This is a genomic window from Corynebacterium sp. HMSC056E09 (assembly GCF_001813425.1).
Lineage (GTDB): Bacteria > Actinomycetota > Actinomycetes > Mycobacteriales > Mycobacteriaceae > Corynebacterium > Corynebacterium hesseae.
In genome coordinates, this window is record NZ_KV812513.1 from 322,105 (window position 1) to 335,223 (window position 13,119).

The following is a 13,119-nucleotide window of genomic DNA, read 5'->3' on the forward strand; positions in this document are numbered from 1 at the left end:
GTGAAGTACAGCAGCGAATCCCCCACACGTACCGGCGTCACGCTTCCCCCCTCGCCGGATGTCCGCCTTATTCCCCGAAGACGTCGTGCCGCCTCGCGCACGTGGGACGTGCCATTGCCACAACAGGGCACGTGGCGAGTCCTGGGAGCGGCGGGGTCGGGAGTATCGAGCCTGCTTATCGACGTTGTCTTGGCACAACTGAACGCCGGCGCCGATGCCTCCGGCATCCTTGTCGTTGCCCCGTCCAAGGAATCCGGCTCGTTGCTGCGCCGCGAGTTAGCTGAGAACCTCGATGACTACGCCGCGCAGACCTCGATGGTGCGCTCGGTACACTCTCTGGCTTTCGCCCTCCTGCGCCAAGGCAGCGAGGAAGAGCTGCGCCTCATTACCGGTGCTGAGCAGGATGCGGTGATCCGTGAATTGCTCCAGGGGCATGCTGCCGATGGCAGGGGCGCGTGGCCGGAGGAGATGCGCCCATCCCTTGAGTACGTGGGGTTTGCGCGCCAACTGCGTGACCTGTTGCTGCGCTCCATCGAACGCGGCCTGGGGCCTTCAGATTTGGAGGAGTTGGGACAGCGCTACTCCCGGCCCATGTGGGCGGCCGCGGGCGAGTTCCTGCGCGAATATGAGCGCACCCAGGCGCTGGCGGGTTCGCATTCCTATTCCGCTGCAGAGCTGGTTAGCCAGGTTCTTTTGCGCCCGGAGCTGCTGCGTGAGCATCCATGGCACACCATCGTGGTCGATGATGCCCAGTTGCTGGACCCGACCTCAGGGCAATTGATTGCTGAGCTGGCGAAGACCGCTCGCCTCACAGTGATTGGTGGTGACCCCGACCAAGCGGTCTTTGCCTTCCGCGGTGCCAACTCGGAATTCCTCACCACTTGGGAGGCAGAGAACGAGCTGCGTCTGAGCTCTACGCACCGCACGCCTTCCCCGGCGTGCGTCAGCGTTGTGGATTCCCGCGGTACTTTGCGTGATGTATTGGCTAATACGGTTCGCCGCCGCCACCTCGAAGACGGGGTGCAATGGCGCGATATCGCGGTGATAGTGCGCTCCACCGGGGATATTGGTCCCGCCCGTCGCACACTGCTTAGCGCTGGCGTGCCGGTACATATCAATCCCACGGACGTCGTGCTTGCTGAGCAGCGCTTGGTCAAAGCAGTGCTCCTGGCGTTGCGCGCCTTGGAGAATGAACTCGATCCTGCAGAGCTCGAGGACCTGATTACTGGGCCTGTCGGTGGAGCTGACCCGGTAACATTGCGCCGACTCATCCGCGGCCTGCGCCGTTGGAAGCCGGAACAGCGCGGAATGGAATCGCTGCGTGAGCTGCTGGACGGTGAGTTGCCGGACTTCAACAACCTCCTCACGGAGCGCGAAGAAGCGATTCTGGCGCGCATTCGCGGGGTGCTGTCTGCTGGGCGCGCGGCCCTGCGTGCGGGAGCTGCCGTTGAGGAAGTCCTCTGGGAGGTGTGGCAGGCCACCGGTTTGGACACGCGCCTGCAGGCAGCGGCTCTGCGCGGTGGTGCCGCGGGCTCCCAGGCAGACCGCGACCTGGATGCGATGATGGCGCTGTTCGACGCTGCCGGTGATTACGCCGAGCGCCGTCCGGCGGCATCGTTGGAATCCTTCATCTTGCACATCACGGAGCAGGAGCTGCCTACCGGCGTGCGCGACCGCCGCGCGGCCTTGCCCGATGCTGTAGAGATCCTCACTGCGCACGGCGCGGTGGGGCGCGAGTGGGACACCGTCATTGTGGCGGGCGTTCAAGAGGGCACATGGCCCTCGGTGGGGGAGACCGGCTCCCTCTTTGGACAAGAAGACCTCATTGATCTCATCGACCGCGACATTACGCCCGGCACACCGGTGAGCCACGTGTCCGGGCGCTTAGCGGAGGAGCGCCGCCTCTTCCACGTGGCTACCACCCGCCACTTGAGCCGCCTGCTCATCGTGGCGGTGGATTCGCCGGAGGGCGATGTGGTGGAGGAACCCTCCCGCTTCATCGACGAATTCCTTTCTGCACGCGGAGTCGATGTTCCCGGGGCACAAGCGCGCCGGGAGGCCGGCCAGCGCTTGGCGCGCCAGGCCTGGCCGCGGGAGTTGGGCCTCGAGGTTCCGGATCCGAGCCCGGTCACACTGCACAGCGGTTCACGTGGCGATGAGGAAGTGGATCCCCTCGATGTCTCGGTGTTGTCAGTGCCTTCCTTCGTGGCGCAGCTACGCCGCTGCGCTACCGATCCGGAAACCGGAGAGGCGGAGCGCTCCCAAGCAGTACGGCAGTTGGCACGCTTGGCAAAGGCTGGGGTCCCAGGGGCGCATCCCGATCACTGGTGGGCCGCGCGCGGCGTGGCCTCCGAGCTTCCGCTGCGTGGTTCGAGCACAGTATCGCCGTCTCGGGTCGATGCCCTGCTCACGTGCCCGCTCAACGCCGTGTTGGGGCAGCTGGTGGAAGATGATTCCTCGAACATCAACCTCGTGCGGGGCAACCTGGCGCATGCCTTCTTGGAGGCTTTAGGCCGCGGCGCGGCCGCAGAGCCTGCGAAGCGGCTGGTGCTCGATGCTTTCGACTCGCTTGTGGAAGGCCCAGCGTGGCACCGGGAAGCTGAACGCGCGGACTTTGAACGCCTCATCGACCGCACCCATGGCTGGGTGCTCTCGAGTTCAGTCTCGCTCGAGCCCGTGGGTGTCGAGGTCCCCGTCACCGTGGATATTGGCCCCGAAGTCACCATCCGTGGGTTCATCGACCGGCTGGCAAAAGCCGGCGAGGACTACGTTGTGGTGGATCTCAAGACGGGGACAAAAGTCCCGTCGGCGACCAGCGCTCAGGACAATACTCAGCTCATGACGTATCAATTGGCGCTAGCACACGGCCAGCTCGTCGGGGCTGCAGCAGAACCAGGTAGCGAATCCCATGACGTGTCCATCCGGACCGGTGATGGCCTGCCGCGCGGCGGTGGTGTTCTGGTGTTCCCGCGGTCGAGCGCTGCCTCCGTGCCCACCCGAGAACAAGCCACCAAGCCCCCAGAAGAGCTTGCGGAATTTGCACAAATGCTGCCCGCGCTCGTGGCTGAGCTGCGCGGACCGGATCTGACCGCGCGCGAAAACGCCGATTGTGATCGCTGCCCGATCCGCTCTATTTGCCCCGTGATGAATGAAGGAGGTCTGGTGACCAATGCCTAAGAATCCGGCTCAACACTTCAGCCCTGAGGAGCTTGCTGCCGCGCTGGGCAAGCCTTTTCCTCCCACCCCGGAACAGGCCGCTGTTATCGATGGCCCGCTCGGTCCGAAACTCGTCGTGGCCGGCGCCGGCGCTGGTAAGACGGAAACGATGGCCTCACGCGTGGTCTCACTCGTGGCAAACGGTCTGGTGCGGCCGGAGCAGGTCCTCGGCCTCACCTTTACCCGCAAGGCGGCCCAGCAACTGGAGCAGCGCATCCGCCGCCAGCTGTTGACGCTGCGATCTTCTGGAATCCTTGCCCCGGGCAGCCCGGCGGCTGAGGCGGTAGAGAATATCGCCCCCAACGTGTCCACGTATGACTCCTATGCAGGCGATCTCGTCCGCGAGTATGGCTTGCTCATGCCGGTGGAGCCGAATGCCCGCATCATCACGGAGGCGGAACGCTACGCCATCGCTCATGAGGTGGTCAGCAACTACACGGGCTCGCTGAGCACCGATAATGCGGTGGCCACGGTGACCGCGACCTTGCTCAAGCTCGCGGAAACGATGGACGGGGAGCTCAAAGATCCGCAGGATCTCTATGAGCACGAGGATATCTTCCGAAAGACCGCTGAGGATCTAGAAAAGAGCAAGCGGACTAAAGGCGAGTTCGGCAAAGACTTGCAGAAGTACTTGGATACCCAGCGCTTGCGCTTGGAGTACCTGCCCTTGGTGGAAGCTCTCAAGAAAGAGCAAGCGGAGCGCGGAGTGATCACTTTCGGTGAGCAGATGTCCATCGCCGCCACCCTGGCCAAAAACTTCCCGCTTTTGGGTGAGAAACAAAGCGCGCGCTACCGCGTCATCATGTTGGATGAGTACCAGGACACCTCTCACGCGCAGCGCATCCTATTGCGCTCCCTCTTTGGTGGCGAGCGCGAGGGACTATCCGTTACTGCGGTCGGTGACCCCATGCAGTCCATCTATGGCTGGCGTGGCGCGACGGCCGAAAACCTGGAGGCTTTTGTCACGGACTTTCCGCAGCCTGATGGCACCCCGGCGCCGAAGGATCAGCTCACCACCTCTTGGCGCAACCCTTCGACGGTGCTGGGGCTGGCCAATGACGTGGCTTCGGAGCTCTTCTCCTCAAGCCCCGGCGAGCGCCCCGTCGATGAGCTGTCGCCCAAGCCCACGGCACCGGCCGGCACGGTTGAGCTGGGTTACTTCACATCTGAGGACGAGGAGCGCGCCTTCATCGCTGAGCACCTTCGTCAGCTCTATGAGTCCACGCCGGAAGGCGAGGATTTCAGCGCCGCCGTGCTCGTGCGCACCAATAGGCAATCGCCTTTGATCGCCGCCGCCTTGGATGAGGCTGGCGTGCCCAATGAGATCTTCGGCCTGGGTGGCCTGCTCTGGCAGCCAGAGATCCAAGACCTCGTGGCGGTGGCTACGCTCTTGGTGCGTCCACAGGACAGCGCGGCGGCACTGCGTGTGCTGACCGGTCCGATGTGCGGCTTGGGCATCGCCGATATCCAGGCGCTGCATTCGCGTCAGCGCAACCTCGCAGGCGCCACCGAGGGCCGCACGCGGTGGGAGGGCGGTGATCCTTTGGAGCACCTGGCTATCCAGGTCGAAGAGATCACTGCGGAGGGCCCGGACCAGGTGCTGGGGCTTGCCGACGCCCTCGCAGACCTCGGCGAACGCGATCGCTACAGCGCCGAAGGATTGGAACGCATGGAGGAGGTTTCCTCCAAGCTGCGTCACTTGCGCACCTATTCCCTGGGGAAGTCGTTGAATGACATCATCGCCGACATTGAGCTACTCTTCGGCCTGCGCACCGAAGTCCTCGCTTCCGGTAAGGCTGGTGGGACTACGCACCTCGACGCCTTCGCTGACTTCGTCGCGGGCTTCCACGGGGATGGCCTGGCGGGCCTCTTGGACTACCTTGAGCTGGCGAAGGAGAAGGAAGATGGACTCGAGCTGGGAGAGGTCCCGCTCGTGCGCAACCGCGTGCAGATCATGACGGTGCACAAGGCCAAGGGCTTGGAATGGGAGCACGTCTGCGTGGCACATGCGGATTCCTCGAGCTACAAGGCACAGGCGGAAACCTTCCTGACCAAGATCGAGAAGGCCCCGGGCGATGATGACGTCATCGATGTCCCCGAGGATGCGGTGACACGCACCGACTTCGACAAGGCGTGCACAGCATTCAAAGAACAAAACCGCGAGTTCCAAGCAGAGGAAGCGGCGCGTCTTTTCTACGTGGCCATGACCCGCACGGAGTCCACGTTGACGGTGACGGGCTCCGGCACCAACAGGATGAAGGGTAAGAACAAGAAGGGACCCTATTCCTACCTGCAGTTGCTGGCGGATAAGCACCCAGATCTGGTGGTCCATTGGGAGGTCCCCGAGGTTCCGGAAGAAGAAGCGGAAGGCGCGGTTGCAGAGGCGTCTTTCCCCTCGCTGACCCCGCAAGCGGAAGCGCTGAAAGCAGCAGACGCGGTGCGCGCGGCGATGGAGGACTTACCGTCGCTGCGTGATGGCGAAGTCTTTGGGCTCTGGGAGCAGGAGGCGAGTGCGCTCATCGAAGAACACAAGGCCCTTCAAGCCCCCGTGGTCGATGTTGAACTGCCTGGCGAGCTGACGGCCTCCGACATGGTGGCTATGTCGGCGGATCCCACCCAATTCGCGCGCCGCCAGCGTCGCCCCATTCCCTTCAAGCCCAATTCCTATGCCAAGCGCGGCACAGCTTTCCACGCCTGGCTGGAGGATCGTTTCGGTTCCCCAGCCTTGCTGGGGGAGGACGAGCTGCCAGGCTCGCACGACGAACCGGACCATGACTTGGAATCCCTCAAGGAGTCTTTCCTGGCCTCCGAGTGGGCACAGCGCACTCCCGCTTATGTCGAGGCACCCTTCGAGATCACCATTGGGGACTCGGTTGTCCGCGGCCGCATGGACGCGGTGTTCCAGCAGCCGGATGGCTCCTGGCTCATCGTGGACTGGAAGACCGGCCGCCGCCCGCAGGGCGCCGCATTGGCTTCGGCGCAGATTCAGCTGGCTGTCTACGCAGAAGCATGGCGGCGCATCCACGGTGTGGAGACCGTCCGCGCGGCGTTCTTCTACGTGCATGAGAATTATCTCTTGGAGCCGGATGACTTGCCCACCGGAGCACGGTTGGCTGAGCTTTTAAGCTCCGCAGTTTCCACGCCACCGGGGTTGAGTCTAAGGTAGTCTCACGAGGAAATCCGCACTGTCTAGGGAGGTTGGCACTTCGTGCCCAAGCACTTAGGTAAACGCTTTACATCGCGTTTCTTGTCGCAGGTTGAGCTGACCTCGCAGCCAGATCATGCGCTGATCGACGTCATCACGATTCCGCGCACGCAGAGCACCAGCCCGTGGAAACAGCTGGCAAGCCGCGTTATTTGGGCCATGGGGCTGTTGGTCTTCGTCACCATCGTCGTCTTTTTCGACGGCGATGGCTACAGCGAAGACCTGTCCTTCCTCGATGCCGCCTATTATTCAGCGGTGTCGTTGACCACTGTGGGCTACGGCGATATCGTCCCTGTGACCCCCACGGCGCGCTTTATCAACCTCGTTATTGTTACTCCGGCCCGCCTGCTCTTCCTTGTTTTGTTGGTCGGTGCTACCTTGTCGGTTCTGACGGATCGAGCCCGTCGCACGTTTGAAATCCAGAATTGGAGAAAGCAATTGCGTAACCACACCGTCGTCATCGGCTATGGCACCAAGGGCGCCGGTGCGGTCGCCGCGCTTATCGCCGATGACGTCCCAGCCTCCCAAATCGTGGTCGTAGACAATAACCGTGCGGCCCTAGCCAGCGCCGAGCACCATGGCCTTGTCACCATCTATGGCTCCGGAACCAAACAGGATGTCCTGCGCATCGCCGGCGCGCAGCACGCCTCCTCCGTGGTGGTGACGCCGTCCACGGACGATACCGCGGTGCTGTGCACGTTGTCTGTGCGCGAGCTCAATCCGAAGGCCAAGGTTGTCGCGTCTGTGCGCGAATCCGAAAACCGCCACCTTCTCCTGCAGTCCGGTGCCGACTCGGTGGTCACCTCCGCGGAAACGGCCGGCCGCCTCCTGGGCCTCGCCACCGTGACGCCAACGGTGGTGGAGATGATGGAGGACCTCCTCTCTCCGAATGAGGGCTTCTCCGTGGCCGAGCGCGCTGTACGCGAATTCGAGGTGGGCTCCAACCCGCGCCACCTCGCGGACATTGTCCTGGCCGTCCTGCGTAATAACGAGCTGCACCGCGTCGACACGGCAGATGCCTACGCGCTCAAGCCCGGTGACCGCCTGCTCTACATCAAGCACGAGATGCAGCAAGCCGCGGAAGATACCGATGAAGATGAGGACGAAGGCAACTAATGTTCCTGCCCGTCACCGAAGCCGGCCGCGTTCCGGTAACGCCACGAGGGCAACCTGTTTACCTGGCTGAGCCGGCGGGGGATATCGTGGTGACAGCCGGGGCCATCCATGCTTTCCTCATGGACACTGAGTCCGCCGAACGGCTCGGGACATTGCGCGATGCCACCTTCTTCAACGGCCAGCGCGATATTCTCAAAGCGCTGCACCTGATTCGTAACCGTCGTGAAGCGCGCTTTGATCCGCGCACTGGGCGTGAGCTGTCCTATCCTGCCCCGGGGGCTGTGGGCCACGATGGCGAGCGCCTCGTTTTCCCGCGCCTCGATCCGGCCGTCATCGGCATCATCCGCCACCCGGAAACGGACCGTATTCTTCTGGCTCGCAACCGGCACCGTTCAGGGTTCTTTTCGCTCATTGCCGGTTATGTTGATCCCGGCGAGACCCTCGAAGAGGCCATGGTCCGCGAGGCTTTGGAAGAAACCGGTCGCCGCGTTGAATCAGTTACCTACTGGGGCTCGCAACCCTGGCCACCGAGCGGTTCGCTGATGGTGGGCTTTTCCGCGGTCACGGAGGATGTCCGGCCCGTGTGCGATACTGACGGAGAGCTCGCGGAAGTGCGGTGGGTGTCCCGCGCTGAACTGCCAGAACTGACCATTGCCCGCAAGGGCTCAATTGCACACACGATGATTATGGAGTGGTTCCACGGTGATGAGACCGGATCTGTCCCTGCTCGATGAAGACCAGCGGGCCGCAGCCACGGCGCCGCGCGGTCCGGTCTGCATCCTCGCGGGTGCCGGTACGGGCAAAACGCGCACGATTACCTATCGCATCGCCCACATGGTGGACCAGGGCTTCGTCAACCCACAACGCGTTCTGGCCGTCACGTTTACTACTCGTGCCGCAAGCGAAATGCGTGAGCGTCTCAATCACATGGGCGTCGGGGGAGTGCAGGCCCAAACCTTTCACGCCGCGGCGCGCCGTCAGCTGAAGTACTTTTGGCCGCAGGTTGCGGGGGATCTGCCTTGGCAGCTCATCGACAACAAGTTCAGCCTCGTGGGGCGCGCGGTGCGCTCACTCGGATTGGACAACAACAAGGACACCATCCGTGACTTCCTGGGGGAAATCGAGTGGGCAAAGTCCTCGCTGATCAGCCCCGAGGGCTATCCCGGAATCATCGAATCCACGGACCGCGAGGCACCGGGGGACCCGGCCAAGGTGGCGGAGGTCTTCCGCCGCTATGAGGACATGAAGGCCACCCCGGATCTCATGTACCTCGATTTCGATGATTTGCTCATGCATATCGCCGGTGCCATCGAGAACGTTCCTTCGGTGGCTGAGGTATTCCGTGAGCAGTACCGCACCTTCGTGGTGGATGAGTACCAGGACGTCACGCCGCTGCAGCAGCGAGTATTGGAGGCGTGGTTGGGGGAGCGCGATGACCTGACGGTTGTGGGCGATGCTAACCAGACCATCTACTCCTTCAACGGGGCTTCTCCGGAGTACTTGCTGAATTTTTCCCGCACTTACCCGCAGGCCACTGTGGTGAAGCTGCAGCGAGACTACCGCTCCACCCCGCAGGTGACGGACTTGGCCAACGAAGTTATCTCGAAGGCTTCGGGCCGCGCTGCGGGAACCCGTCTGGAGCTGCAGGGTATGCGCGAGCCAGGGCCCGAGCCCACGTTTAAGGCCTATGAGTCTGAGGAGATTGAGGCCAAGGAGGTCGCGGGCCAGGTTCTGACCTTGCTCAACCAGGGAGTTAAGGCCTCGGAGATTGCGATCCTCTACCGCATCAACGCGCAGTCGGAGCAGTTTGAGCAGGCGCTTGCCGACGCCGGAGTGGTCTACCAGGTCCGCGGCGGCGAAGGCTTCTTCCGCCGCCCAGAGATCTTGGAGGCCATCCGCGTGCTCATCGCCGCCACGCGCCGCGATGATCTGCCGAACGATCCGGTGGCCGTGGCGCGCGCGGCCTTCGTGGAGCTGGGACTGTCCGCCACGGAGCCGCAGGGCGCGCAGGCCCGTGAGCGCTGGCAGTCGCTCACCGCACTGGTGGATCTCATCGCACAAATCGTGGAGGACAACGAGGGCATCGATCTTCCCGGCGTGCTCGGTGAGCTGCACCGCCGTTCCGAAAATAAGCACAACCCCACGATGGAGGGCGTCACCTTGGCCACCATCCACGCAGCCAAGGGCTTGGAGTGGGATGCGGTCTTCCTCGTGGGCCTCACCGAAAAACTGTTGCCCATCAACCACGCCATCAAGGCCGGCGATGAGCACGTGGAGGAGGAGCGCCGGCTGTTTTATGTCGGCATTACTCGTGCGCGCGAGCACCTAGCTTTGTCGTGGGCTCTGGCAAAGACCACCGGCTCGCGGGCTTCGCGTGAGCGCACTCGTTTCTTGGATGGCGTGGTGCCAGGAATCGAAGAAAGCCAGTCCTCCAACCGCCGCTATCGCCCGCGCCGCTGCCGGGTGTGCTCGGGCCAGCTCAGCAGCCCAGCGGAAAAGGTCTTAGGCCGCCACGAGTGGTGTGAATACGAGGGCGATGAGGATGTCTTCAACGCACTGCGCGCGTGGCGCGCGTCCGTGGCGAAGGACTCTCAGGTACCTGCTTATGTCGTGTTCTCTGACGCTACCCTGCAAGCGATCTCGGAGGCGCTTCCCACAAACGAAGCGGAGCTGCTCGATATCTCCGGGGTAGGCCCTTCCAAGCTGGAGCGCTATGGCGCGGAGGTGCTGCAGATCATCGCGTCTGCCCGCGCTTAAACACCGGCGCAGTACGCGCAGCGCGGGTGTTCAATGAGCAGGCGGCGTTGCTCCATGCCGTAGAGGTCTATCTCCGTGAGCTCACCAGCTAGCGGTTTACCGCCGGGTGCCCCGGGTGGGGCGGGTCTTCCCAAGAGCCGGCGAATGGTCACCACCGCATGCATCACTATCGCCGTGCGCACGATGGGATCACCCGGTGGCTCTACCGCTGCGGCGCGGTGAGCCACCTCGTGCCACTGCTCGTCAGCTTCGATGCGGTGCAGGTGCGCGCACATCGGACAGGGACCGGCTCCAGCTACGCGGACCGGTCCGATGATGCCGCGGGCATCGAGCATGGACACTGGCAGCCAGGTCGCCGGGGAATTGCTCAGTGCTTGTGCCCATTCCGTGGCGCCATCCAACATATCGACGGCCACGATAGGCAGGTGCCCGGCCACGTTCGCGATGTACTCGGCGGGGGTTTCGCTGTGGAGAGGGGAACGGGGTTGGAAGGAATCGCTAAGCAGGACGTCGCGCAGCTCATTAGCCAGGACCGAGGTTCCCAAAACCGCCACGCGCTGGGGACGGGGAGCCGGCCACAGAACGCGGTAGCTAATCAGATCATCGACCAGACTGCGAGCAGCGGAGGCGCTAACGCCTGTGTTCTCGATGGACTTTTCAATGGTCTGCCGGGTCAGCGGAGTGCGCAGCCGGTTGAGCAGCCCCGCCAGCTGCGGGTGGGCTTCGAAGACCCCAACGCGCGTGGCATCCATCCCACATTGGAGAATTCCAGGCTCGCGTTCAATGACCACGGTTTCTGGCGCCAACATGTACGTCTTAGCACCCATGATTTTCCTCCCCGTTCTTTAACCCACCCCAGTTGTGTTTAGCCACCATTGCACCACAGGTAGAATGCCCTGTCATGTCGAGCAATCCCGAGGTACGCGTTATCCGCTCCGCCCGGCGCCGCCGCACTGTCCAAGCCCGCGTCGTTGATGGCGTCGTGGAGGTGCGCATCCCCGCCTGGATGTCGGCGGCGGAGGAACGTGAAGCAGTGGATGGCATCGTGGCGAAGGTCCGCAAGAAGCACAGCTCTTCGCAGCTTTCCGACGACTCCTTGTCCTCTCGCGCCCGTACCCTGAATGCCCGCTTTCTGGAGGGCCGCGCCACGGTGGGATCCATCCGGTGGGTGAGTAACCAAAAATCCCGCTGGGGTAGTTGCACTACCTCAACGGGAGATATTCGGATTTCTGACCGGCTGCAGGATGTTCCCGACTACGTCCTCGACGCCGTCATCATCCACGAGCTAACACACACCTTCATCCCGGGCCATGGCCCGGAGTTTTGGGAGTGGGCCGATCGAGCCCCCAAAGCCGAGCGCGCGAAGGGATACCTCGAGGCCTACCAGCGCTTCCGCTAGTTCTCGTCTTCCGGCTTGTCCTTTTTGTTTTCTTTATCCTCGCCAGCGTCCGTGTTCTTGTCCTCGCCAGCAGCATCGCTGGCGCTGGCGTCCTGCTGGCGGAGCATCTCCTCCAGCTTGGAAAACTCTTCTTCAAAGCCCTCGTCGGGGGTGTCATCGAGCAAACCGTCGATGAAGGAAGCCGGGTTCTCCAGGTGCTCTGCGGTAGGTAGCAGGTCCGGGTGGTCCCAGGCGGAGTCACGCTTATCGGCGCCCACTGCGACGGTGGCGCGGCGCCACAGCTCAGCTGCCGCCTCTACCTTCGGCGCGTTTAGCTCAATGCCAACGACCTGGGAGAAGGCCTTTTCTGCGGAGCCGCCGGTGGAGCGGCGGTGAGCCCACGCCTCATTCATCGCCTTCGTGGACGGGATGCGCTCACCCAGGGCCTCGGTCACTACGTGCTCGACCCAGCCCTCGACGAGTGCCAGGAGAGTCTCCAAGCGGGAAGCCGCGCCCGCATTGCGGGAGGTGATGCGCGGGGACAGGTCCATGCCCTGCAGCTTGTTCATCGCATCCTGGATGGCCTGCGGGTCACCGGACTCCAGGTTGAGCTCGCGTGTGGCTTCCTCGATGTGAGAAGTGTCGATGACCAAGCCCATGGCGTATTCCTCCACGGAGGAGACGAGGCGCTCAACCAACCACGGCACGTGCTTGAACAGGCGCTGGCGGGCGGCCTCGCGGGCGCCGATATAGACCAACACTTCTTGGCCCGGAACGTTGAGATCGCGCGCTATGGCCTGGATGTTGTGCGGCAAGAGTGCGGTGGTGCCTGCGGGGGAGACCGGCAAGCCGAAGTCAGAACCGGTAAGAGCCTGTGCGGCCAAGTCACCCAGGGCGTGGCCTAGCTTCATACCGAAGTTCATGCCGGACATCGAGTTCATCATCGAGGTCATCGGCCCCATCATCTCGCGGGCTTCTTCCGGCAGGGATTCCAGCTGCGCGGAGTTCATGTGCTCCGCCACCGGGGTGACCATGCGCTGCCACATCGGCAGAGTCTCATCCAACCATTGCGCAGAATTCCACGCGGTCACGGTGCCGGAGGCAGTGGGCAGAATCGTGGCATCATCCAGCCACAGTTCCGCCAACCGCACGGCTTCCTGCACTGCAGTGCGGTCTTTATCATTGATCTCTTTATCGCCGGAGATCTGCTGGTGCGCGATGCGCTTGGCCAGGTCATAGTTGACCGGGCCGGCACCCTCCGGGGAATTCATGGAAGAACCCATACCGGAGAGCATCTGGCCAAACTGATTCAACAAGTCTCCTAGGCCACCGTTGCCCGCGCTGAAGCCGAAGGCGCCGAACGGGTTCTGGTCGCGACGATCGTTATCATCGTCATCGTCGTTATTGGGGAAGGAAAAACCGAATCCGTTGCTCATGGGGCCTAATC

General features: G+C 63.0%; 8 protein-coding genes. 6 read left to right on the forward strand and 2 right to left on the reverse strand.

Translation table 11 applies throughout. From position 1 onward, the window contains the following. From HMPREF2912_RS10900 to HMPREF2912_RS10920, 5 genes are read left to right on the forward strand one after another with little or no spacing between them, the layout of a single operon-like run. Positions 1–3,177: an ATP-dependent helicase gene (locus HMPREF2912_RS10900; RefSeq protein ID WP_246816533.1), complete on the forward strand. Its 3,177-nt coding sequence runs from the start codon at positions 1–3 to the stop codon at positions 3,175–3,177. Next, positions 3,170–6,382, forward strand: coding sequence for an ATP-dependent helicase (locus HMPREF2912_RS10905; protein ID WP_070684153.1), 3,213 nt, complete (start codon positions 3,170–3,172; stop codon positions 6,380–6,382). The genes HMPREF2912_RS10900 and HMPREF2912_RS10905 overlap by 8 nt, the downstream gene beginning before the upstream one ends. A 42-nt stretch (positions 6,383–6,424) precedes the next feature. Next, positions 6,425–7,537: a potassium channel family protein gene (locus HMPREF2912_RS10910; protein WP_070520204.1), complete on the forward strand. Its 1,113-nt coding sequence runs from the start codon at positions 6,425–6,427 to the stop codon at positions 7,535–7,537. After that, positions 7,537–8,271 carry an NAD(+) diphosphatase gene (locus HMPREF2912_RS10915; RefSeq protein WP_070684155.1) on the forward strand — a complete coding sequence of 245 codons (735 nt, stop codon included), beginning with the start codon at positions 7,537–7,539 and terminating at the stop codon, positions 8,269–8,271. The genes HMPREF2912_RS10910 and HMPREF2912_RS10915 overlap by 1 nt, the downstream gene beginning before the upstream one ends. Then, positions 8,240–10,294: an ATP-dependent DNA helicase UvrD2 gene (locus HMPREF2912_RS10920; protein WP_070684157.1), complete on the forward strand. Its 2,055-nt coding sequence runs from the start codon at positions 8,240–8,242 to the stop codon at positions 10,292–10,294. The genes HMPREF2912_RS10915 and HMPREF2912_RS10920 overlap by 32 nt, the downstream gene beginning before the upstream one ends. Here HMPREF2912_RS10920 and HMPREF2912_RS10925 read toward each other — a convergent pair. Next, entirely contained in the window at positions 10,291–11,121 is an 831-nt protein-coding gene (locus tag HMPREF2912_RS10925; protein WP_070520210.1) for a TOMM precursor leader peptide-binding protein, read from the reverse strand. The genes HMPREF2912_RS10920 and HMPREF2912_RS10925 overlap by 4 nt on opposite strands. A 74-nt stretch (positions 11,122–11,195) precedes the next feature. On the opposite strand from HMPREF2912_RS10925, the gene HMPREF2912_RS10930 reads away from it, so the two are divergent. Further along, positions 11,196–11,693, forward strand: coding sequence for a M48 metallopeptidase family protein (locus tag HMPREF2912_RS10930; RefSeq protein ID WP_070520212.1), 498 nt, complete (start codon positions 11,196–11,198; stop codon positions 11,691–11,693). Here the strand turns inward: HMPREF2912_RS10930 and HMPREF2912_RS10935 are convergent. Continuing rightward, entirely contained in the window at positions 11,690–13,108 is a 1,419-nt protein-coding gene (locus HMPREF2912_RS10935) for a zinc-dependent metalloprotease (protein WP_070520214.1), read from the reverse strand. The two genes, HMPREF2912_RS10930 and HMPREF2912_RS10935, sit on opposite strands and share 4 nt — an antisense overlap. Between the last annotated feature and the right edge of the window lie 11 nt (positions 13,109–13,119).

What these genes read in the sequence shown, in the direction of transcription:
- HMPREF2912_RS10905 (WP_070684153.1), top strand. Translation starts at nt 3,170, where the DNA reads ATGCCTAAGAATCCGGCTCAACACTTCAGCCCTGAGGAGCTTGCTGCC.
- HMPREF2912_RS10915 (WP_070684155.1), top strand. Translation starts at nt 7,537, where the DNA reads ATGTTCCTGCCCGTCACCGAAGCCGGCCGCGTTCCGGTAACGCCACGA.
- HMPREF2912_RS10925 (WP_070520210.1), bottom strand. Translation starts at nt 11,121, where the DNA reads ATGGGTGCTAAGACGTACATGTTGGCGCCAGAAACCGTGGTCATTGAA.
- HMPREF2912_RS10930 (WP_070520212.1), top strand. Translation starts at nt 11,196, where the DNA reads ATGTCGAGCAATCCCGAGGTACGCGTTATCCGCTCCGCCCGGCGCCGC.
- HMPREF2912_RS10935 (WP_070520214.1), bottom strand. Translation starts at nt 13,108, where the DNA reads ATGAGCAACGGATTCGGTTTTTCCTTCCCCAATAACGACGATGACGAT.